At 61.0% G+C, this 22,322-nt stretch carries 21 protein-coding genes and 1 pseudogene; 10 read left to right on the top strand and 12 right to left on the bottom strand.

The genetic code is table 11. The annotated features are described in order from the left end of the window. Positions 1-353: 353 nt before the first annotated feature. Positions 354-770 (bottom strand): hypothetical protein, encoded by a 417-nt coding sequence (locus JY96_RS11205; RefSeq protein WP_035037443.1) that lies wholly within the window; start codon positions 768-770, stop codon positions 354-356. A 48-nt stretch (positions 771-818) separates the two neighbouring features. Between JY96_RS11205 and JY96_RS24270 the strand changes: the two genes are divergently transcribed. From JY96_RS24270 to JY96_RS11195, 3 genes are all read left to right on the top strand, one after another. After that, positions 819-1,130 (top strand): helix-turn-helix domain-containing protein, encoded by a 312-nt coding sequence (locus tag JY96_RS24270; RefSeq protein WP_369796141.1) that lies wholly within the window; start codon positions 819-821, stop codon positions 1,128-1,130. A 270-nt stretch (positions 1,131-1,400) separates the two neighbouring features. After that, positions 1,401-1,889 carry an aminotransferase class I/II-fold pyridoxal phosphate-dependent enzyme gene (locus JY96_RS11200; RefSeq protein WP_081961199.1) on the top strand — a complete coding sequence of 163 codons (489 nt, stop codon included), beginning with the start codon at positions 1,401-1,403 and terminating at the stop codon, positions 1,887-1,889. 48 nt (positions 1,890-1,937) lie between these two features. Further along, positions 1,938-2,831 carry an SPFH domain-containing protein gene (locus tag JY96_RS11195; protein WP_035037439.1) on the top strand — a complete coding sequence of 298 codons (894 nt, stop codon included), beginning with the start codon at positions 1,938-1,940 and terminating at the stop codon, positions 2,829-2,831. Between the two features lie 20 nt (positions 2,832-2,851). Here the strand turns inward: JY96_RS11195 and JY96_RS11190 are convergent, their stop codons facing one another. Next, on the bottom strand, positions 2,852-3,925 hold the full coding sequence (locus JY96_RS11190) for a PEP-CTERM sorting domain-containing protein (RefSeq protein WP_035037436.1): 1,074 nt from the start codon (positions 3,923-3,925) through the stop codon (positions 2,852-2,854). Positions 3,926-3,950: 25 nt separating this feature from the next. Then, positions 3,951-5,018 carry a PEP-CTERM sorting domain-containing protein gene (locus tag JY96_RS11185; RefSeq protein ID WP_035037434.1) on the bottom strand — a complete coding sequence of 356 codons (1,068 nt, stop codon included), beginning with the start codon at positions 5,016-5,018 and terminating at the stop codon, positions 3,951-3,953. Positions 5,019-5,270: 252 nt separating this feature from the next. Here JY96_RS11185 and JY96_RS11180 point away from each other — a divergent pair, with 252 nt between their 5' ends. From JY96_RS11180 to map, 3 genes are read left to right on the top strand one after another with little or no spacing between them, the layout of a single operon-like run. Next, positions 5,271-6,146 carry a Sir2 family NAD-dependent protein deacetylase gene (locus JY96_RS11180; RefSeq protein ID WP_052162418.1) on the top strand — a complete coding sequence of 292 codons (876 nt, stop codon included), beginning with the start codon at positions 5,271-5,273 and terminating at the stop codon, positions 6,144-6,146. Between the two features lie 50 nt (positions 6,147-6,196). Beyond that, positions 6,197-6,457: a ParD-like family protein gene (locus tag JY96_RS11175; protein ID WP_035037432.1), complete on the top strand. Its 261-nt coding sequence runs from the start codon at positions 6,197-6,199 to the stop codon at positions 6,455-6,457. Then, positions 6,457-7,245, top strand: coding sequence for a type I methionyl aminopeptidase (map, locus tag JY96_RS11170; RefSeq protein WP_035037429.1), 789 nt, complete (start codon positions 6,457-6,459; stop codon positions 7,243-7,245). Before JY96_RS11175 ends, map begins: the two co-directional genes overlap by 1 nt. Here the strand turns inward: map and lldD are convergent. Next, positions 7,242-8,396, bottom strand: a complete 1,155-nt coding sequence (gene lldD / locus JY96_RS11165) for an FMN-dependent L-lactate dehydrogenase LldD (protein ID WP_035037426.1) — start codon at positions 8,394-8,396, stop codon at positions 7,242-7,244. The two genes, map and lldD, sit on opposite strands and share 4 nt — an antisense overlap. Before the next feature lie 196 nt (positions 8,397-8,592). Between lldD and JY96_RS11160 the strand changes: the two genes are divergently transcribed. Further along, positions 8,593-9,327 carry a hypothetical protein gene (locus tag JY96_RS11160; protein WP_035037425.1) on the top strand — a complete coding sequence of 245 codons (735 nt, stop codon included), beginning with the start codon at positions 8,593-8,595 and terminating at the stop codon, positions 9,325-9,327. 14 nt (positions 9,328-9,341) lie between these two features. On the opposite strand, the gene JY96_RS11155 is transcribed toward JY96_RS11160, so the two are convergent. Further along, entirely contained in the window at positions 9,342-10,862 is a 1,521-nt protein-coding gene (locus tag JY96_RS11155) for a Fic family protein (protein ID WP_035037423.1), read from the bottom strand. Positions 10,863-10,926: 64 nt separating this feature from the next. On the opposite strand from JY96_RS11155, the gene JY96_RS23175 reads away from it, so the two are divergent. Continuing rightward, entirely contained in the window at positions 10,927-11,109 is a 183-nt protein-coding gene (locus JY96_RS23175) for a hypothetical protein (RefSeq protein ID WP_152606459.1), read from the top strand. Between the two features lie 108 nt (positions 11,110-11,217). On the opposite strand, the gene JY96_RS11150 is transcribed toward JY96_RS23175, so the two are convergent. The 3 genes from JY96_RS11150 to JY96_RS11140 form a co-directional block, all read right to left on the bottom strand. Continuing rightward, positions 11,218-12,048, bottom strand: coding sequence for a restriction endonuclease (locus tag JY96_RS11150; RefSeq protein ID WP_052162417.1), 831 nt, complete (start codon positions 12,046-12,048; stop codon positions 11,218-11,220). Between the two features lie 82 nt (positions 12,049-12,130). Next, positions 12,131-13,282, bottom strand: a complete 1,152-nt coding sequence (locus JY96_RS11145) for a DUF3883 domain-containing protein (RefSeq protein WP_235333904.1) — start codon at positions 13,280-13,282, stop codon at positions 12,131-12,133. 6 nt (positions 13,283-13,288) lie between these two features. Further along, a complete protein-coding gene (locus JY96_RS11140; RefSeq protein ID WP_035037417.1) occupies positions 13,289-15,757 on the bottom strand; it encodes a DNA/RNA helicase domain-containing protein in 2,469 nt (822 codons plus the stop codon). A gap of 361 nt (positions 15,758-16,118) precedes the next feature. Between JY96_RS11140 and JY96_RS11135 the strand changes: the two genes are divergently transcribed. Next, positions 16,119-17,330: a Fic family protein gene (locus JY96_RS11135; protein WP_035037414.1), complete on the top strand. Its 1,212-nt coding sequence runs from the start codon at positions 16,119-16,121 to the stop codon at positions 17,328-17,330. On the opposite strand, the gene gyrB is transcribed toward JY96_RS11135, so the two are convergent. The 4 genes and pseudogenes from gyrB to JY96_RS11115 form a co-directional block, all read right to left on the bottom strand. Beyond that, positions 17,327-19,858: a DNA topoisomerase (ATP-hydrolyzing) subunit B gene (gyrB, locus tag JY96_RS11130; protein WP_035037412.1), complete on the bottom strand. Its 2,532-nt coding sequence runs from the start codon at positions 19,856-19,858 to the stop codon at positions 17,327-17,329. The two genes, JY96_RS11135 and gyrB, sit on opposite strands and share 4 nt — an antisense overlap. Before the next feature lie 89 nt (positions 19,859-19,947). Then, the gene (locus JY96_RS11125; RefSeq protein WP_035037409.1) at positions 19,948-20,901 is read right to left on the bottom strand and encodes a PEP-CTERM sorting domain-containing protein; all 954 of its coding nucleotides are present in this window, start codon (positions 20,899-20,901) and stop codon (positions 19,948-19,950) included. Continuing rightward, positions 20,898-21,161: a hypothetical protein gene (locus JY96_RS11120; protein ID WP_035037407.1), complete on the bottom strand. Its 264-nt coding sequence runs from the start codon at positions 21,159-21,161 to the stop codon at positions 20,898-20,900. The genes JY96_RS11125 and JY96_RS11120 overlap by 4 nt, the downstream gene beginning before the upstream one ends. A gap of 87 nt (positions 21,162-21,248) precedes the next feature. Beyond that, positions 21,249-21,440, bottom strand: a pseudogene (locus tag JY96_RS11115) (hypothetical protein); the annotation flags it as partial. Positions 21,441-21,669: 229 nt separating this feature from the next. Between JY96_RS11115 and JY96_RS11110 the strand changes: the two are divergent. Further along, complete coding sequence (locus JY96_RS11110; protein WP_052162416.1) at positions 21,670-22,302, top strand: GGDEF domain-containing protein; 633 nt, start codon at positions 21,670-21,672, stop codon at positions 22,300-22,302. Positions 22,303-22,322 lie beyond the last annotated feature (20 nt).

Raw genomic sequence — 22,322 nt, 5'->3', positions numbered from 1 at the left:
TGATTGAATCCGAAGTCGTAGCTTAGAAAAGACCAAGCTGGCCGGCAGACTCCCACTTGGCTTGTTGCGCTTTCGTTTCACCTCAGCTTTCAGCAACACCGACCGTATCCGACGTAGCAGTGTTGGCCTTACAGCGCGATCAATGTGCCGTATGGCTTTTTCCCAGACGATGCTCATAGTGTGATCTGCTAACGTGAATCTACATTCACGCCTGTCCACACGCAGCCGCAACTTCGACCGCTTGAAATACGGCAATCCACACGAGACGCATCCCGAACGCTTACGGATGCGCGCTCTGTTCTGTTGTTGTTGTCACGACTATATCGGTGCCCAGCAACTGCCATGGGATGCACCTATTCAAGATCAAGCACGTGCTTCGCTGAGCCGAAGGACTGCTTGAACTCTTCCGAGCACGGCGGGCAATAGCTCTTTGTGCCATCGTCATGACCATAGATCCATTGCGTGAAGCCTGATGGCTCCACAATTTTCCAGATGCTCTTCACCCTGCGCATGCTCCATCGGGAGTCCGCGTACTCTGGCGAAACAACCTCGAGTTGTTTGATTGCTTCGGGGCTCTCTTCAATCAACTGAGCCACGTCCATCTCGCTTGATAGCAGCAGGTCTCGAAACACCTCTTCCACAGGGTCTTCTACAACAGCAAGAAACCAGGGCAACCTCAGTGAGAGCTCTACAGCCCTCCAAACCTTGGCTCCAGGCGGAAGCAGTGACAGCGGTATGGGATGCTCCATCTCGGGGTACGTCATGAACATGCAACAACTCAAAAATAGTTCAATTTCGCATATTCTAAGTTCGAATTAATGCTGCGAGCACTTTGGTGCTCTATGCAAAAGTCTCTCCACACTCCAGAACAATTTGCGCGCTTTCTAACCTTGTTGCGACAGACACGCAGGGACCAACAAGTCACCCAAGTGGAACTATCGGAACGAATTGGCTTGCCTCAAAGCGACATAAGCAAGGTTGAGCGTGGGGTCCGTCGGTTGGACCTATTGGAACTTCGCGCTTGGCTTAAAGGCCTGGGTGTCTCCCCCGTTGAGTTCCTGCTTAAGCTTGAAGCGGCATTTGATGCGGATGCTGAACGCAATCGGCGAATGCAGAAACGGGTTAAGTAGCGCTCAACTCCACCGCCCCAACTGTCCACTTGTTATGCGTTCATTGACATCGTCTTAATGCATCTACATAGAGGTTCGCTGTTGCTGAAACATGTTGAGAACTTTTGATCGTGAAGGCGCAATAGCACCACCATGTGCCACCAACGATGTCCGCGGCAGATCAGATCCGCCTTTTAGATGACTGGACACAAGCACGATGAACTGTCCAGTTTGGGTAGGAGTGGCCTGGACAAATGAACGTTGTCCGTACGATGCCGCTCCCAGGTAAACATGTGTCCATACATAGGCAACCCGCCAATACCGATCACCGGCTGGCGCCTGGGCTGGGCCGTGGTGCCGCAAGACCTGGTGCCCGTGATGGAGCGCCTCGCGCAGAACTACTACATCTGCGCCTCTACCCCGGCACAGATGGCCGCGCTGGCCTGCTTCACGCCCGAATCCATCGCCGTGTGTGAAGCCCGCAAGCAAGAGTTTGCCGAGCGTCGCGCGCTCGTGCTGCAAGGCCTGGCCGACATCGGCCTGCGCGTGCCGGTGCCGCCCGACGGCGCCTTCTACGTCTACATCGACGTCAGCACCACCGGGCTGGATGCGATGCGCTTTTGCGAGCGGGCCTTGCAAGAAGCCCATGTGGCCTTGACACCAGGGCATGACTTCGGCGTGTGCAGCGCCACGACCCATGTGAGGTTGTCGTACGCGGCCTCCAAGGCGGATCTGGAAGAAGGCCTGCAGCGGCTCAAAGCCTTTGTCACACGCCTTTGACCCGCTGTCGAGCGAGAATGGTGCATCACCCCTGAAGGGAGCCGCACCATGGCCAAGCCCACACCACGCGAGAGCAACCCGCTCGAGCAGTTTTCTGCCTTTCAACTCAACGGCTGGCTGGCCTTGCTGATCTGGCTGGCCGTGGCGGCCTTCACCGGCTCACAGGTGCTGGACGGGCTGCACGAGGGTCACCCGCCCTTGACCAGCTTCTTCGTGATCGGGGCGCTGCTGCTCGTGACCAAAGGCTTCGTGATCATCGCGCCCAACATGGCCACGGTGCTCACCTTCTTCGGCAAGTACGCCGGCAGCATCACCGACGATGGCTTCTACTGGTGCAACCCGCTGGCCTCGCGCCGCGAAGTGTCCCTGCGCATCAACAACTTCACCACCGAGACCATCAAGGTCAACGACAAGAACGGCAACCCGGTTGAAGTGGGGGCGGTGATCTCCTGGCTCATCCGGGACACCGCCAAGGCCGTGTTCTCGGTCAATGACTACGCCACCTTCATCCAGATGGCCTGCGAATCCGCCATCCGCGAAGTGGTGTCCGGCCGCGTGTACGACCACTCCACCGACGATGGCGACAGCGCCAAGACGCTGCGGGGTGACCTCGAAGGCGTGGCGCAGGAGCTGATGCTCAAGGTGGAAGAACACGTGGCCGTGGCCGGCATCGACATCCACTCCGCCAAGATCACGCACCTGGCCTACGCGCCCGAGATCGCCATGGCCATGCTGCGCAAGCAACAAGCCGCCGCGGTGGTCGCGGCCCGCAAGCTCATCGTCGCGGGCGCCGTGGGCATGGTCAAGGACGCGCTGGACGAGATCGAGCACGCGGGCATCGGCCCCTTCAAGGACGAAGCCCGCGTGACCCTGGTGACCAACCTGCTGACGGTGCTGGTGTCTGAATCGGAAACCCAGCCGGTGCTGCCGCTGGGCAAGTGAGATTCAGCGCCCGCTCGATCTCACTGTTGACGACGGCGATGCGCCCACACCAGGCCAAACAGCCCCAGCGCCATCAAGCTGAAGGTCGAGGCCTCGGGCACCGCCGAACTGAAGTGCAGAAACTGGTTGCTCGACCCGTCGTAAGCCCAGAAGCTGTCGCTATTGGGATCCAGGGCATAGACGGTCGTATCGAACCCCAATTTGCCCAACAGCACACCGGTCTTGGCATCGTAGTAGGCGCCGTTGCCGAACGCGTACTTGCTGTTGGCGGCATAGATCAGTTCGGGAAACACCAACAGGTTGTGCGACACGTTCAAGGCATCGACTTGCAGGCTGCCGTAGTAGAGCGTCTGCCCATCGGTTGCCAGCGCCACGGTGCCGCCATAACCTGAAGCCGAGCCGTACATGCCCGAGCCCTCTTGCCTCACAAAGTTATTGTTCTGGACCGAGAAGGCCTGCAACTCTTGCGACGACAGGCCCGAGTTGCCATGGATCAGGCGCTGCGTCCTGGCGTCGTAGACAAAGTCGCCGTAATAAACCGACGCGTAATAGCCGCTGAAATAGCCATTCGAAACATTGAGCTGGGTGGACTGCTGCGTACCCGACCACGCATTGAGCGTGAAGGTCACCCATTGATCGGATGACTTCAAGGCAAAAGTGCTGTCGGAGATGGCCTCCACATTGCCTGCAATGGGCGTGGCCTCTGTCGCGGCCGTGCGGGCCTGCAGGTCCAGCCTGGTCACGTAGCTCTGCGTCGAGGCCGTGCCATAGCCGATGTTTTCACCGCCGTAGTCCGACGCGAACACGTAGTTGCCGCTGGGGCTCAACGAGATGTCCGTGTACCTCGTCGTGGAAAAGGTCTTGGTGACCTGCCCCGACCCCACATCGATGGTCGCAATGGCGCTGCCGCTGTTGCGCTCGATGAGCGTGTTGGTATTGGGCGCATAGATCAGTTGCACGGCCTTGGTCGGCGCATCGATCGCCTGATCGTTCACATAGAACGGGTTCAGGTTGATGGTCGAGGCTTGAGCCGAACCGGCCACGGCGGCGCAAGCCCATGCCGTGGCGGTCGCCACATGGATGAATGGACGCATGGATATCTCCCTGGTATTACTTGATTCAGACGCTCGTGCTGTCAGCCTGCTGAGGCCGTGAGGCCTTGCGACGCACCAGCCCCATGGCGATCAAACCCAGGCCCATCATGGCGTAGGTCGATGTCTCCGGCACGCTGGAGACGAAGTGGCGAAACAAGCCCGCTGTACCGTCGTAAGCCCAGAAGCTGTCGCCGCTGCCATCCATGGCGTACACGGTGGAGTTGAAGCCCAGCTTGCCCAGCAGCACCCCCGTCTTGGCGTCGTAATACGAGCCATTGCCAAACGCATACTTGGCGTTCGCAGCGTAGATCTGCTCAGGGAACACCATCAGGTTGTGCGACACATCCAGCGCATCCACCTTCAGGTTGCCGTAATAGATGCTGCTGCCATCGTTGGACAAGGCCAAGGTGCCGCCATAGCCCTGTGCGGTGCCGTAAGTGCCCGAGGTCTCCTGTTGCACCAGCTTGCCATTGACCAGGTGGAAGGCCGTCAACTCCTGGGAAGAGATGCCCGAGTTGCCATGAATCAGCCGCTGGGTGTTGGCGTCATAGACGATGTTGCCCGCGTACACGCTCCAGGACACGCTGCCTTGCTGGGACGTGCCCAGTGCATTCGTCCACGTATTGGTGGACAAGGTGATCCATTGATCAGATGTGCTCAGGATGAAGTTGCTGTCGCCGGTCGCCTGAATCTGATAGGCAATGGGTGACAACTCCGCGTTCCATTGACCCGTGGTGAGGTTGTACTGATGCACATAGCTTTGCGACGAAGGCGAGCCATAGCCGATGACCTCGCCACCAAAATCCGCTGCGTACAGGTAGTTGCCGCTGGGCGACAGGGACATGCTCGTGAAACGCTTGAAAGCCGCTTCGTCCAACACCGAGCCACCAGCGACATTCGTGACGCTGATGTTGTTGCTCGTCATGGCAATCAGGTTGCTGCCATTCGACGCAGAGATCAGCTGCGACACGCCACTGGGCGCACTGATGCTGTTGTCGTTCGCGTAATAAGGGTTCAGGTTGATGACGCTGGCCTGAGCCTGGCCAATGCCGATCAGAAAAACAAGCGCAGTGGCGCGACGGGCGAATGCCATGACGACTCCCTTGAATAGTTGCCCCGAACAGATCGGGTTTATTGGTAAAAACGAGGGCTCGATGCTCCCCAAAACCGCGCTTGAAGTCAACGGCGCCCACCTCGCTTTCACTCAAACAGGGTGGATGTCGCCTCTGTGTGACAGAGATATCCGGTCAGGCGCGGAACGCATCAAGCCCGGAAACAAGGATGCCGAGTATTTTTGGCACGCCCGTGTCAGACTTTCGACATCCGGTTTGCTGCCCACGCTGACATGCCCTCCCACAACGACACGCCAGAAAGCCTGCCTGACACGCTGCGCGCCCAACTGCACCACGCCGCCGAGATCATCGACCAGGCCGATGGCCTGATCGTCGCCGCGGGTGCCGGCATGGGCGTCGATTCCGGCCTGCCCGATTTCCGCGGCCCGGAGGGCTTCTGGCAGGCCTACCCCGCGCTAGGCCGTGCCGGCCTGGGCTTCATGGACGTGGCCAACCCACGCGCCTTCGGCCGCACGCCCGAGCTGGCCTGGGGCTTCTACGGCCACCGCATGGCGCTCTACCGCGCCACCCAGCCGCATGCCGGTTTCGGCATCCTGCAACGCTGGGCCAAAGGCATGAACGCCGGCGCCACCGTGTTCACCAGCAATGTGGACGGCCAGTTCCAGAAAGCCGGCTTCGATCCCGAGCGCGTGTACGAATGCCACGGCTCCATCCAACACCTGCAATGCTTCAACACCTGCACGCAGGACATCTGGCCGGCAGACGACTTCGTGCCCGATGTGGATGAGGCCCAAGGCGTGCTGCGCAATGCCATGCCGACCTGCCCGCATTGCGGCGGCCTGGCGCGGCCCAACATCCTCATGTTCGGTGACCCCTTGTGGCTGCCCGCGCGCAGCGAGGCGCAATCCCTCAAGCTGGAGCGCTGGCTGGCCCTGGTGCGCAAGCCCGTGGTGATCGAAATCGGCGCGGGCACGGCCGTGCCTTCGGTGCGCAACTTCAGCCACCAGATGCTGATCTATGCGGGCGCCAGGCTGGTGCGCATCAATGTGGATGAGGCACAGGTGCCGAGCCGCGATGACGTGGGATTGGCCTTGGGCGGATTGCAGGCCTTGCAACGCATCGACGCGGCGCTGCAGACCCTGGTTTGATGGGGATATATGAAGTGTATATACTTCATATATTCAACTGGAGCCAGCCGATGGGCATCGTCAAAATCTCAGAGTCCATGCACGAGAACCTCCGCGTGGCGGGCAACGCGCTGGGCCGCTCCATCAACGCGCAAGCAGAACACTGGATGAAAGTCGGCATGCTGGCCGAGATGCACCCGGATCTGGATCACCGGGAGATCTGCCGGTTGCTGGTCCAGGCCGAGCTGGCCGGCGGCCTGGATCTTGTGGGTGCAATCAACGCCCCGCAAGGCAAGCCACGCGCAGCGTCTGCGCCCAAAGGCAAACACTGATGGCGCACGGTGTGCCCATCCATGGCGCCGAAGGCCTCGCCATGGCGCGCCAGGCCGGCCAGCTGGCCGCCGAGGTGCTGCGCATGATCGCGCCCCATGTGGTGCCCAGCGTCAGCACCGACACGCTGGACCAGCTTTGCCACGAGCACATCGTCCACATCCAGGGCGCCACGCCGGCCAATGTGGGCTACCTCGGCTACCCCAAGACCATCCTCACCTCGGTCAACCAGGTGGTGTGCCACGGCATCCCTTCACGCAGCACGATCTTGAAGCACGGCGACATCGTCAACATCGACGTGGCCGTCATCAAGGATGGCTGGTATGGCGACACCAGCCGCATGTACTTTGTCGGCGAGCCCAAGCCCCTGGCGCGGCGCCTGGTGGAGACCACCTACGAAGCGCTGATGGCCGGCATCGCGCAAGTCCGGCCGGGCGCCACGCTGGGCGACGTGGGCCATGCCATCCAGTCGGTTGCACAGCGCGCGCAGTTCAGTGTCGTGCGTGAATACTGCGGCCACGGCATCGGGCAGGTCTACCACGACGAGCCGCAGGTGCTGCACTACGGCCGGCGCGGACAAGGGCTCAGGCTGGAAGAGGGCATGGTCTTCACCATCGAGCCCATGCTCAATGCGGGCCGGCCTGAGACCCGGCAACTGGCCGACGGCTGGACCGTGGTGACGAAGGACAACTCGCTGTCAGCGCAATGGGAGCACATGGTCGCGGTGACGGCGCAAGGCTGTGAGGTGTTGACGGCCTGGCCTGAGGGGCCTGCGGCGAGCCGCGCTTAATCGGCCCCGTTGCCCCGTTCACGCACCAGCAAGTCACCCGTGATGTCCGCCACACGGGCCACGCTGGTCAAGGTCATGGCCACGCGCATCTCCTTTTCCAGCAGCTCCAGCAGGTGCGACACACCGGCCTCACCGGCGGCGGCCAGGGCATAGATGTAGGCTCGGCCGATCATGGCCGCGTCGGCGCCCAGTGCGATGGCACGCACCACATCCAGCCCATTGCGGATGCCCGAGTCGACCAGAATCTTGATCTGGCCCTTCACAGCATCGGCGATCGGCGGCAGCGCACGGGCCGACGACAGCACGCCATCGAGCTGGCGACCACCATGGTTGGACACCACGATGCCATCGGCACCAAAGCGCACGGCGTCCTTTGCGTCCTCCGGATCCAGGATGCCCTTGATGACCATCGGCCCCTTCCAGAAGGCCCGGATCCACTCCAGGTCCTTCCAGGAAATGGACGGGTCGAAGTTGGCCCCGAGGTAGCCCATGTAGTCCGCCAGGCCGGTGGCCTTGCCCAGATAGGTCGAGACATTGCCCAGGTCATGCGGGCGCCCCCACAGGCCCACATCCCAGGCCCAGCGCGGGTGCGTCACGGCCTGCGCGTAGCGGCGCAGCTCGGCATAAGGGCCGCTCATGCCCGAGTGCGCATCACGGTAGCGTGCACCCGGCACCGGCATGTCCACCGTGAAGACCAGCGTGGAACAACAGGCCGCCTGCGCGCGCTCCAGCGCGTTCTGCATGAAGCCACGGTCCTTGAGCACATACAGCTGGAACCACATCGGGCGGCTCAGCTTGGGCGCCACTTCCTCAATGGGGCAGACCGACACGCTCGACATCGTGAATGGGATGCCCCGCGCGTCAGCGGCACGTGCGGCCTGCACCTCGCCACGGCGCGCGTACATGCCGGTGAGCCCGACAGGCGACAAGGCCACGGGCAGGGCCAGCTTCTCGCCGAACAACTCGATGCTGGTGTCCAGCTGGCTCATGTCCTTGAGCACGCGCTGGCGCAGCGCCACACCGGCCAAGTCCTCGACATTGCGACGCAGCGTCTGCTCGGCGTAGGCACCGCCATCGATGTAATGGAACAGGAAAGGCGGCAGACGCCTGCGTGCGGCTTCCCGGTAATCGGCCGAGGATGAAATGATCATGATGCTCCCATCGCGTCTGCGCTCGTGGCGCCTGAATGGCGTTTGACGATAGCACTGATCGACATGGCAGCGCCCACCCACGTCATCCCCCCACAAGCGCGGGTGCACCAGGGTAAGTGCCCAAACCGCAGGGCGTTCATTCCTCATCAAATAACAGTGTTTTTTAAAGACGCTGCGTTTTGATTGGAGAACCCTGATGAAGAACACGATCGGCCTTGGCCTGCTGGCTGCGGCGCACATGGGTGCCATGGCCGGCACCACCACCTTGTTTGAAAGCACGGGCACCAACTGCCGTGACTTCGCCGTGGTCGCACCGGTGGACGCCGCAGTGGCGCGCAGCCTGGTGCCAGCCAAGTACACGCTGCCCAAGACCGTCTACGGTCTGGTGGAGCTGGCCACGTGCGAAAGCGGCACGGTTGGCGAGGTGAGCACCGGCGCCTTCAAGATCGCCGAAGTGGGGATCATGCTGCCCACGGCCAAAGGCAAAGCCGCCTTCCCGCTGGGCGGCCCCAACCTGTACATGCTCTGGCTGCTGGACAACGACGCCCAGCAGTCTGCCCCCAAGGTCGCGGCAGGCTACCCCGGTGGCGTGGTGAACATCGCGTTCGACCCGCCCACCACCGGCCTCATCCGCAAGCAACGCGCGCAAGTGGACTATGACGGCGGCTACAGCATGAGTGGCGACGACCTCACGCTCAAGATCAACATTGGCAAGAAAGTGACCGACCAATACGTCGAGACGCCAGCAGGCACCGTGCACACGGTCAACGTGATCGATGGCTCCACAGAAGGCGGCTTCTCGATTGGCACCGCGACCTTTGCACCAGGCAGCCTGCTGGCCAGGTTGTTTGGCAAGACCAAGGTCAGCGGGCTGGCGTTTGGGGGGCAGGGGAACTATCGGAACGTGACGGAGTTGATCACGGATCAGTGAGGGGCACTGATCGCTCAATGTTCTTCGGGTTCGTCGTTCGCGTCGTCCAGCGGCTGGCCTTGCATGGCCCGGCTGACGGCCTCTTCAATCGCATCCAGCACATGCGCCTGCACGCGGTCGGCATAGCGCTTGCGCCGGTTGTTGGACAACGTGCCGCCGTTCTGGAAAATGGTCACGATCAGGTTGGCAAGGTCACTGCCGCGCAAATCATGGCGCTCGTTGATGTGGCGCTTGACCCGGTCGAACAAACCCAGGAAGGCGACCTCCTGGCGCATGTGCGTGTCCAGTGAGGCTTGGGCCATGGCCAGGGTGAAAGTCGCCGCCTCGGTCAGGTCCATGTGGCGGAACCAGGTGTCGGCCTCTGCCGCCCAGTCGTAGCGGTAGTGCTCGTCGCCAGCCCAGGTCACATGGCACAGCTGCCTTGCGGGTTTGCTGAAGGCCGTCAGCGCCTTGAGGTACTCGGCCTCGTGGCGCTTCATGGCCACCGAGATGGGCAACAAGAACTGCGGCGGCAAGCGGCCCGATTGCCCCAGGCAATGGTGGATCAGGTAGCGCGACAAGCGCCCGTTGCCATCCATGAAAGGGTGGATGAACACGAACGCAAACGACACCACGGCGGCATGCACCAGGGCATCCACATGGTCTGATCGCTGGTTGGCCAGCCTCATGAGGCCGTTCATCAGCTGAACGGCCAGCTCAGGTGCCGGGGGCACGTAGGTCACCCCCGTCGGGCCAGGCACGTCCCGCTGCAATCGGTTTTGTTCGGTGCGGAACTGGACGGCCTTGTCAAACGGGTTGGAGATGGCCGCGTTCTGCAGCTCCACCAACAGCTCTTCGGTCAGCGGGCGCGGCTCATGGGCGCGGCGCAGCAGCGCAGCAAACAAGGTGGCCTTGTCGTGAGTCGGCGCCTCGCCTTCGATGGCGAACGAGCCTTCGGTTTCGCTCAGGTATGCCCAGTTCAAGGCACGCTCCAGCATGGCGTCACCCACCGAAGCCGCAAACGCCTGAGCCTGCCCCAGGATGTCTCGCTCGATCAGCGCCATCAGCGCGGGTGTCCTGCGCACCTCGGGGCAGAAAGTCATGTCGCCCAGGCCGTTGAAGATCACGCGCCATCGGGCATCACGATGCCCCTCGCCCACGACGTGATCGGCAGGGTCGAACAAGGGCACATAGCGGGCCGTGACGCCCGGATCACCCAACTGAGGCAAACGCTGCTGGTGCAGAGCCTCCCACAGGTGGCACAGCTTGCGCACGTACACGCCGTTGGGCGCCGCCCTGAAGGCCTCGACCAACTGCGCAGGCGCGATGCGCCGCAAGGCAGCAGTCAGCAGGTTCAGGCGGACGCCTTCGTGCTTGATGGCAAACAAGGCGTGCTGCAGCAGGTCTGGCGCTGGTACCAGCTTGTGTGGCACCAGCAGCGCGCCTTCTGGCAGGCGCTCCATGCGGCTGACTGGGGCCAGACGCGCCTGTTGGGGCCCCAGGAAGTCGGGGGCGCCCACGTGATGCTGGATCCAGGCGTAGCCAATCACATTCATTTCAGAAAGGCCCTTTTGGCAGAAAAATCCTCAGCGAACAGGAATTATCTTCAGTTTTACCTGTTTGGACGACTTTTTCTTCAGAACAGGGCAAACAAGACCTTCAGTCACAGCGATTCAAGCCGCCTTCAGCGGAAAAATCTTCAGCAGAGCCACCTTTTCTTCAGAAGGCTACAAGTTGGCCATTTTTTCTTCAGCTGAATGGGCGAAAGAAAAATCAGGTCTGGTCGATGGACTTCATGCATGACCACGCGCCTGTTGCCTGGCGTTTGGGGGGCAGGGGAACAATCGCAACACCACGGAGTTGATCAGCAGTCCGTGAGGGGAGGCTGGAGACGCGGCCAGGCACACGCCGTTAATGCTGCTCAAACGGCAAGGTGCCACGGCAATCTGGAAAGCGCGTACATCCCCAGAATTGATTGCCAGCTTGGGGCCCTTTGCGCGCTTGTCTCAGTTTCATCTCCGCGTGACACTTGGGGCAGGTGGGCACGAGGCGGTTTTGCTCATCTCGCTTGATCGGGGCTGGCGCTGGTCTTGTTGATGCAGGCGCTTGTTTCCCCGTTTCCAACAACTGGATAAGCTGAGTGCCATCCAGCAGTTGAATGTTGCGCCCCCGCGCAAATTCAACAGCGTCTGGTGTGAAGGCGCCACTGGTCACCACAAAACCACCTGCTGCACCTTCTGCTGACATGACGCCATAGAGCTCACGCACGACCGCCACACCGACTTTCGTGGCACGCCATTGTTTGCATTGCACCAGATGCCGTTCAGAGCCTTTGGCCAGCACAAGATCAACGCCGCCGTCCGGCCCTTGTCCTCCCCGGTCCTGCACATTGAAGCCACGGCGACGAAACGCCTCGGCGATCAGCAATTCAAACTCTCGCCAGCTCATGCCCGCAATGGCCCGAGCCCCATCATGCCCCGTCGCAGTGGTGATCAAGTGCTCATTTTTCTTGCTGCGAATCAGCGAGACAAACGCGCCAATCAGGAAAACGGCCGGCAAAAGATACTGACCAATTTGAGCGAAGGTCTTGACCAACGTCGCCACAACGAGCGTGTGCACATGCCCAGGAGAGGCGTCTTGCGCAGCAGCAGGTTGCCCGGCGACCCAACTCAAGGCCGCGTAGCTGACAAGCGCCAAGACGACACCCAACCACCAAGGTAGACGCGACGCAATGTCCAACATGTCGTCCAATGCAGTGCCGCGTCTTTTGCGTCCCATTGCTGCAGTCCTTTCGTCTTGCCTTTGCGTCCCATCTGTGAGGGCTTCAAAAACTGGCTTTGAAGGTCGATGGATCCAAATGGCAATGTTGTTCGATGGCCCCGCTCAACTCAAAAAACTTAGGGGCAGTGCGGAAGTGATAGAGCCTGCATAGCCGGAACTGTTCCGCACGTTCCCGAGCAAACTCCACTTCGTTCACAGAAACAAAGAAGGGCGTAGCTGCATCATGGGCGGTGGTCTTGACCTCGATGAAACGCTCACGCCCATCAGTCTCAAAAGACAACACGTCATACCCCAAGCCATCGCCCTTAGTTGCTGCAACATGCTCCACCCGGTCGGCAAGTTGCCCCACACCAAGCTGAGCCAATCGCCATTGCTCGTACTGGACGATGAACCGTTCGCCTGCCGAGCCGAGCGAGCGATTGCGGGCCTCGCGTTCAAAGTAGTCTCGCTTGATGCCGCGTCTGACATACGTTGGTCGAGGCTCATCTGCGCGGTGCTCACGCCTTGGCGGTTCTGAACGAACACCCTGGTAAGCCACGGATTCAGGCACGTCAGCAGGCCGGTCCACAGCCAGCTCTGCGGCCTTGTCCAGCATGGGCAGGTGTTCCACTTGCTCAGCCACCACGTTCACCAGGCCATCTCGCTGAAAGTTCGCTCTGGGCTTATAGCCTTGCAATGAGGGAAAGCCCAACTCGATCATCACCGCACTGATGTTGGCCCGCTTGAACTCGATAGAGCCTTTGCTTCGATCATTGAGCAAGGGCATCAAGGCACGCGCTCTGTCAGCCTTGTTGTACTTCTGGCCAGCGAGCTCCTTGAGCAACATCTCCAGATAGTCCGCCACGATGAGTTCGTTTTCATGGCGTGTCCAGGCTCGCTCTTTGTTGGACGCGTTGGTGGTTTCGGCGTCCGACAACTCAAACCCCAAGCCCTTCAAGACTTTGACCACCGTGGCCTGCCCACCCGAAAAGTCTTGAGGGCGCAAAGGGCCATGCTCGGTAAATTGAAGGCCGTAAGCCGCACCCACAACCGCTTTTGAATCGCATGGCAGCCCGGTGCTAGGGTGAATGACAAAGAACTCTCTCGCGGGGCCAAAGTGGTACTTCTGCAGGAACGCTTCTCGTCCAACTCGAACGAACTCGTCCATTGCGGCCTCAACAGCCCAACGGCTCAATTTGTTCAGCGCGACAGCCATGCTTGCTTACTCCAGCACCATCAACCACTCAGCCACCACGGCCAGGTCATCGGCATCACCGTCTTCAATCGCGATCGATTCAAACTGCGGCTGATCGCTCTCCGGCATCAACTCAATGCGCGTGTGCTGCCAACCACCATCCGCATCCACCACCTTCTCGCTGCGATACCGCTTGATGGTGTAACTGCCCCCCGTCTCCGGGTCGCTGATGCTGCGGTGCTGCACCACCACGATCTTGCCGTTGCGGGTGCCTTGCGAGTTGGCACGGAACAAGCACCACGCCCCATTGGGGATGCGCTTGTTCATGGATTCACCCAGCACCTGGGCCACAAACAAACCTGGCTGCGGCGCAATCCAGTCTGGCAGTTCAAGCCATTCGCTGGCGCCTTCTTCCAGTGCCTGTGATTCAGAGAAGTGCCCGGCTGCAAACTTCAAATCAATCAACGGCACCGCAGGTACGCCTTGCGCACGTTCCTGCTCGCTCACGCGCCGCAATGGCAGCACCTTGGCGGTGGGCTTCGGTGCCTGCTCGGCCTTGGGTACAACTGTTTCCGCAATGACTTCATCCGCCGCATGGGCTTGAGGCTGCACCAACCGTGAACGCAGGTACTCGGCCAAGGCCGGGTCACAGCAATGCACATAACAGCCCTTCATGCCCCGCGTCATCAAGGTGCGGTAGGTGTTCTTGATGATGCGGTCGGCCAGGGCCTGTGCACCTTGCCTGTCTGCCTTCATCATGGCCTTGAGGCCTTTGATGCTCTTGTCTGATCGGGCGCGGGCTTCAGGCCTGGTCTGGATCTGGCCATCGCGGTAGATGAGGTCCGGCCCGATGATCACGCCCACGTAGTCCACCTCCAGGCCCTGGCAGGTGTGGATGCAGCCCACTTGCTGCACAGACTCCGGCGCCATGATCCACAGGCTGCCGTCCTTGGTGAGGTTCCATTGGCGGCTGTAGCGTTGGCCATCTGGCTGCGTGATGACGATGTCATCGGCCTGTGGGTCGTCCTTGCTGGGCCAGCCCCAGCAGTAGCCAGCCACCACACGGGCCTTGTTGTTGGCCTGCTTGTCGTTGCCTTGATTACGGGCTTCGATCAGCTTGTGCAGTTCCGATGGTGTGTCGACAACGCGGAAGTCATACCCCAGGCCATCCAGCTCGGTATTGGCCGTAGGGCGTATGGCCAGGGTGTCATCCAGCCAGGCGAGGTAGCCATCGCTGCCGCTGCACCGGAACTGCGAGGCCAGTTCCATCTCGATCACATCGGCACCCAGCTCGGCAGCCCAGCGGCGCAGCTCACCTGTGTGGCCGATGTCAGCCAGGGTCACGCGCTGGTCGTCGTCCACGAAAAACACGGTGCAGCGGGCCGCGTTGATCAGCTCCTTGACCTGGTTGGCACCCAGGTTGCCATACAGGCCGGACTTCTCGTTGAGCCGGTGCGCCTCGTCCACGATCAGCACATCAAAGCTGTCTCGTTCCGTGCCCGTGAAGGCGCCCGAGCCACTGAACAGGTTGCTGATGCGAGACTTCTTGAACGTGCCCGTGAGCTTGGCTTCGAACACGGCGCGCGGGGCCGCGTTCTTGGACACATAACGCACGTTCTTTTCCTTGCCCAGCAGCGCTGCAAGCAGGTTGATGGCCACCACGGATTTGCCAGTGCCCGGGCCACCTTGAATGATCACCACCTGCTTGCGGCCTGCGGGTGTGCTCGCCTCGGCGGCCAGCACGCTTTCGAACACCAGCTTCTGGTCGTCCACCAGCACGAACTCGCTCTGCCCTTGCAGCAAGCCCACCACCGCATCAGCCAGCATCTTCGAAGGCCGGATGCGGCCATGTTCGATGCGGTAGAGCAGCTGGCGCTCATCACCGTGGCGCACATGCTGGCGAATGAAGGCCTGCAGACGCGAACGTTCAGACTTGACGAACAGCGGGGCACGCTCCAGATGGCGTTCGTAGTTCGGGTGGTCGATCACGCCATCGCGGCGCGGGTAGTTGTGCAGGTAGGCGCAAGGCTGCAGGGCCAGGGCTTCGTCCTGCACGGTGGCGTTGAAATCGGCCAGCAAGGCTGCGTAAGACCAGGCCTGGTAAGAAGGGTGCGCACCTTCGGTTTCGCCAGCACGGCCACCACGGCGCGCCCAGATGATGCCGTCCTTCTCGCTCACACGCGCTTCAGACCATTGCTTGAGCTCGACGATCACCACCTTGGGCTGGCGCTCGGCATCCAGGCCGGTGATCAGGAAATCGATGCGCTTGGCCGTTTGGGGCACCTGGTATTCGATGGCCACGCCCGCATCGTCGGGGATCTCGTCGTCATGCAAGACCTTGGCCATGTGCATGAGCGAAGACGTCCAGGCGCGCACCTCGGCCGGGCCCACACGGTGGCCAGTGGCATGCACGTAATGACGCGAGACAACATCCTCGATGTCGTCTCTCAACGCGTGATGCAGAAACTCGCGCTTCGTCGCCTGATAGATGATCACCCGACCATGCTCCCCGCTACCGTACAAATTTTTTTATAGGGTAGCGCGGCATCACGACATCAGTTGGATGCCGATCGACAAAATGATCCGTTTCAGGAAGTCTTCAGGCGCCTGGATACAGGTTGGCGGACAGCACATGCTGACACTGGTGATTTATGAGTGCCAGGCGGCTTCGGTTGTGGCCGTCATCAAGCCTTGGAGCCGCGCTTGCTACCCGAAACGATAGCGGGTAGGCGTCATGGGCATGATGGCCGGCAAATTGATCGGCAATACAAATCAATTTGTAGCTTCTTTCATGACATTAACTTGTTGACAATAAAAGGTTTTTTGTCGATTATTGATCTGCAAATAAATCGGCAAAATGTCTGTTCAACCCACCCTTGTCACGGCCTACGATCAGCCCCACCAGTTCGAGCCCTTGTTGCCCGCCAGGCAACTGGATGAACTCGCCCGTCAATCCAGGCCGGTGATCGAAGCCTCGCTGCGGCTGCAATCTGCAGCGCACGCCTCTGCGCTGAGTGAGTTGCGTCATCTGGTTCGGGCCATGAACTCCTACTACTCGAACCGCATCGAGGGCCAAAGCACCCATCCGGTTCACATTGCGCGGGCGCTCAAGGCTGATTTCTCCGGGCAGCCCGATATCGCCAGAAGGCAGCGGCTGGCCCTTGCCCACATCCAGGCTGAACAGGCCCTGGAGGCCAGCATCACCGACGAAGTGCAGGCCCTGCGCAGCAGCAGCCTGGTGCTGGCCCACCAGACCTTGTACGAGCAGCTTTCACCCGAAGACCGCCGCACCGAACAGGGTGTAGAGGTGCTGCCCGGTCAACTGCGCACACAGGATGTGGCTGTGTACAGGCACCAGCCCCCCAGCCATGCCAGCTTGCCGCTGTTTCTGGCGCGGGCGGATGAACGCTACGCCAAGCCCTGGGGCCTGGATCAGCTGTTTGTGGTGGCAGCCTGTGCCCATCACCGCCTGGCCTGGGTTCACCCCTTCCTGGATGGCAACGGGCGTGCTTGCCGCCTGCATACACATGCTGTGTTGCGAGGCCTTACGGCGAGCCTTTGGTCAGTCAACCGAGGTCTGGCCCGCCAGCGTGACGACTACTATCGACACTTGTCAGAGGCCGACATGCCACGCCATGGGGACTACGACGGGCGCGGCAACCTCAGCGAGCGCATGTTGATTGCCTGGTGCGAGTTCTTCATCAGCGTCTGCAAGGACCAGGTCGACTTCATGACCCGCATGCTGGATCTGGATGAGTTGAAGGCCCGCATGGCAGCGCTCATCACGATCCGGGCGCATCAGCATGGCAAGACGGATTACCGCAGCGAAGCCATCTTGCCGCTGCAACACGTGATGGCGCTGGGCCCGGTCACACGTGGCGAGTTTGTGCAGATGACGGGCCTGGGTGAACGCACGGGCCGCAAGGTGCTGGCCCAGTTGCTGGCCGATGGCCTCCTGCAAAGCAACACCCCCAAGGGCCCCGTGAAAATTGGCTTTCCACTGGACACCTTGGGGGTGTTGTTTCCGAATCTGTACCCGGAGGCAGCGTCCTCGACGCTGGATTATTAGACGTCGATGTTCGCCGCTCTGAGCGCATTCGTCTCGATGAAGTCACGACGCGGTTCCACCTCATCACCCATCAGCATGGTGAACACACGGTCCGCCTCGATCGCATCTTCAATCTGCACACGCAGCAGGCGGCGCACATTGGGGTCCATCGTGGTTTCCCACAGCTGCTCGGGGTTCATCTCGCCCAGCCCCTTGTAGCGCTGGCGGCCCACGGCGTTTTCGGCTTGCTGGATCAACCAGGCCATGGCGGCGCGGAAGTCGGCCACCTTGCAGTCCTTGGCCTTGTCGCCTTCACCGCGGCGCACCACGGCTTCGTCGGTCAGCAGGCCCTTGAAGGTGGTGCCGGCCTTGGCCAGGGCTTCGTAGTCGGCACCGTGCACGAAGTCGGCATTGATGATGCTGTACTTGGTGTTGCCGTGGAAGATGCGGCTGATGCGCAGGATGTGCTTGTCCGTGCGGGCATCGAACTCGGCGGTGACTTCGGCGTTGTGCAGTGCGGCCTTCAATGCGGCAGCGCTGGTTTCGGCGTCGCCCAGGGTGTCGAGGTTCAGGGTCAGGCCGTTGGCAATCGCGCGCAGAGCTTCGATGTCCATCCAGTTGCCCAGGCGTTCGACCACGCTGTTGGCGGTCACGTAGGCACGGGCCAGCTCGGTCAGGGCTTCGCCGCTGATGGCAGGCTTGCCTTGGCCGGGTTCAACCACGGCGCCGTCCAGGGCCACCTTCATCAGGTACTCGTCCAGCGCGTGCGAGTCCTTGAGGTATTGCTCGTGCTTGCCGTGTTTGACCTTGTACAGCGGTGGCTGCGCGATGTAGATGTGGCCGCGCTCGCACAGCTCGGGCATCTGGCGGAAGAAAAAGGTCAGCAACAGGGTGCGGATGTGCGCGCCGTCCACGTCGGCGTCGGTCATGATGATGATGCGGTGGTAGCGCAGCTTGTCCGGGTTGAAGTCGTCACCACCGGCGCCACGGCCGATGCCGGTGCCCAGGGCCGTGATCAGCGTGAGGATTTCATTGCTGGTCAGCAGCTTTTCGTAGCGGGCTTTTTCAACGTTCAGGATCTTGCCGCGCAGGGGCAGGATCGCCTGGAACTTGCGGTCGCGGCCCTGCTTGGCTGAACCACCGGCGGAGTCACCCTCCACGATGTAGATCTCGCACAGGGCGGGGTCTTTTTCCTGGCAGTCGGCCAGCTTGCCGGGCAGGCCCAGGCCGTCGAGCACGCCTTTGCGGCGCGTCATTTCGCGGGCCTTGCGGGCGGCTTCACGGGCACGCGCGGCTTCCACGATCTTGCCGCAGATGATCTTGGCGTCGGTCGGGTTCTCCAGCAGCCAGTCGGTCAGCAGGCGGGAGACGATGTCTTCCACCGGCGCACGCACTTCGCTGGACACCAGCTTGTCCTTGGTCTGGCTGGAGAACTTGGGCTCGGGCACCTTCACGCTCACCACGCAGGCCAGGCCTTCGCGCATGTCGTCACCGGCCACTTCGACCTTGGCCTTCTTGGCCAGCTCGTTGTCTTCGATGTACTTGTTGATGACGCGGGTCATCGCGGCGCGCAGGCCGGTCAGGTGGGTGCCGCCATCCCGCTGGGGGATGTTGTTGGTGAAGCAGAGCACGTTTTCGTTGTAGCTCTCGTTCCACTGCATGGCCACTTCCACGCCGACGTTGGTGCCCTGTTCGGACACCTTGTCACCCTGCGCATGGAAGATGTTGGGGTTCAGGGTCGTCTTGCCCTTGTTGATGAACTCCACGAAGCCCTTGACACCACCGGCGTAGGCGAAGTTGTCTTCCTTGTTGTTGCGCTCGTCGATCAGGCGGATCTTGACGCCGTTGTTCAGGAAGCTCAGCTCGCGCAGGCGCTTGGCCAGGATGTCGTAGTGGTACTCGTTGTTCTCTTTGAAGATCTCGGTATCGGGCAGGAAGTGCACTTCGGTACCGCGCTTGTCGGTGTCACCGGTGATGCGCATCGGGCTGGTTGCCACACCGTCACGCATCTCAATCACGCGGTCTTGCGGCACGCCCTGCTTGAAGTCGATCTGGTGGACCTTGCCTTCGCGGCGCACCGTCAGGCGCAGCCACTTGCTCAGGCCGTTCACGCAGGACACGCCCACGCCGTGCAGGCCGCCGGACACCTTGTAGCTGTTCTGGTTGAACTTGCCGCCCGCGTGCAGTTCGGTCAGGGCGATTTCAGCGGCCGAGCGCTTGGGCTCGTGCTTGTCGTCCATCTTCACGCCGGTGGGGATGCCGCGGCCGTTGTCGGTCACCGAGATCGAGTTGTCGGTGTGGATGGTGACAACGATGTCATCGCAATGGCCCGCCAGGGCTTCGTCGATGGAGTTGTCCACCACTTCGAACACGAGGTGGTGCAGGCCGGTGCCGTCCGACGTGTCGCCGATGTACATGCCCGGGCGCTTGCGCACGGCTTCCAGACCTTCGAGGATCTGGATGCTGCCTTCACCGTAGCCGCCGGCATCACTGGGTGCCGCACTGGTTTTTTCAGGCTGCGGATCGGGGGTCTGGTTGATGTCGGTCATGGCGGATCAAGGCCCACTTTGCACAAATTAAGTTCTTGATTTTAGCCTGTGAATGACACCAGACCGAGCCCCCTTTCCAGACCCGGACCTCAAGCAGCCAGGGCAGTGGCAAGCTTGCGTCGCTGGCGACGTTTCGCGCCGATGACGCCCAGCAGCCCCAGGCCGAACATCGCGTAGGTGCCAGGCTCGGGTGTGGCCAGTTGGGGATTCAGCAAGAAGTTGTGACTACCCTCCAGATTGATTTCGAGCCGCCCTTCCTGAAAAACATCCGTATTGTTGGTCGCGTAAATCGAAAATGCATGTGGATCCGTATCGGCCTTCATGAAAGAAACTGCGCTCAGACTGCTGGCCGTCATGGTTTGAAAAGCAAAAATATAGTTTTCATATTCGGCATAAGAGCCGTTGTAATACTGCCCACCCACCATGCCGGGAGGAATCGACGCCCTCACGTCCACCGAGGCTGCGGAGAACATCTCCAGCTTGCCGGTGCTTCCGAGCAAAGGCTGCAATGCCGATTTCATGGACGAAGCATCCATCGTCGCGTTCACATCGACATTGCCCTTGAAGACGATGGTTGTATGCGGCGCCAGGTTGAAGACCATCTCGCCGGGGCTGTCCGCGCGTGTAAAGTACGAAGTGGTTATCGCGCTGTTCAGCTGTTCCGGCGACAGACTCGTGAAAGCGTTCGTGATCCGGCTCGCTTTGTATGAAGCATCAACGCTCGCGGACGTATTGGCCTTTTTCAGGACCATGTCGTTGATCGGCACATTGACCACGCCGTCATTCTTTGATCCCAGAAACCCACCGGTCAGATCTGTGACCTTAACATTGACAGGCGAGTAAATATCCGAATCTGAAACCAGAAAGGCATTGTCACTGGGCAAAAAGCTGACGCTGGCCTTGATGCCATCGGACACGTTCTCGTCGATGAGTGAATAACTCAGATTGGAAATCTTGGCGGAACTTGACGATACGGTTGGATCGGCCGCAGCCGCATACGAACCGACAAACAAACAAATGGCGGAAACCGCAATCTTCTTCATTGATTCATCCCTTTAAATATTAATCGGCTTGCCTCGTGCAATAGCCGTGGGACGAACCTTAGACGAATCTCGCGGCGGCGGCATCCCTTCAAACCCGGGCCTTGCGGCGCCCCAGCTGAACTGGCCGTCAGCGTTGTCGCGCCATCGTTCGTCAGGCCGAAGCTGAATGCGCCTGGCATGGCGATGTCGCTCGACACCGGGCCCGTGCCACCGAGCCAGGCATCCTGCTCCAGCGCGGCGTGGGCCGAGCCTTCAGTCATCTGGACACCACTGGCGTCGTAAGCGCAATAGAACAGCTAGGCGAGGACGAGCTGAACTACTGGTTCAACTGTCACTTGCTTGTCAGCGAGGTGGTGCGGAACGGTGCCGTCCGACGTGTCGCCGATGTACATGCCCGGGCGCTTGCGCACGGCTTCCTGGCCTTCGAGGATCTGGATGCAGCCTTCACCGTAACCGGCCGCGATCTGGGCCTCGGTTTGCGGTGCGGCTGGGGCAGGCTGCTGGTCGGGCTGCTGATCGCGAGAGGTGGCGTCGGTCATGAGTACAAGCGCTTGGTCAGGTTGGACCAGCGATGTGGTTCCAAAAATGGAAAAGACCCCGGGCATTTGACAATACGGGACCCTTGTTCTACCCCTCGCAACAAGAGGGCCCTGGGAGGGCCACGCTAGGGGCAACCCTGCGTAGCAATCCACGTTTTGGGCTGGGCCGTCGTGCCGGGCGCGCCGGGCCTGGCCTATAACGGCAGCAAGACCAACCAGACCCGTTGCGATGGCCCAAGCGAGCAACCCCGCTGGTGAAGACGCACCCAACCCAGCCCTCAGCCAGGCCATGGCCTTACGCAAGCAACGCATCGGCTTGTCTTTCGTGGCCTACCTGGCCAGCAGCGGCGTGGTCAACCGCGATCCACTCACGGGCTTGTTCAGCCGGCCGCAGTTGATCGAAACCTTGTCGCGGGAAATCGACCGCCAGGCCCGAGCCAAGGGCGTGTTCAGCCTCGCCTTGCTGGACATCGACCAGTTCAGGCAGATCAACCGGCAACACGGCTACGAGGCGGGTGACGCCGTCTTGCGTGCCATCGCCACGGCGTTCGGCGGCAGATTGCGCGCCATGGACGTGCTGGGGCGTTACGGCGAAGAGGCCTTCATGCTGATCATGCCCAAAACGCCACTGGAAGGCGCCCTGGTCAAGGCTGGGCGCATGCAGGAACAGATCGCGCAGTTGGCGGAAAAGGATTTGGCAGCGAAAGGCAGGGACGCAAAGCCCATCGAGGTCCGCACGTCCATCGGGGTCACCACCTTCTGCCAGGGTGACACCATCGAACTTGTCCTGGCGCGGGCTGAAGGCGCAAACCGGATCGCTTCACTGCCCCTGGTGGACGAGCCCGCACTTCAAGAGGCCTGAGCACCACTGATCAGGCCTCT

It is taken from the genome of Aquabacterium sp. NJ1, from assembly GCF_000768065.1.
GTDB lineage: Bacteria > Pseudomonadota > Gammaproteobacteria > Burkholderiales > Burkholderiaceae_C > Aquabacterium.
Note: the sequence above shows the minus strand (reverse complement) of the source record. Positions and strands in the feature narration are given on the sequence as shown.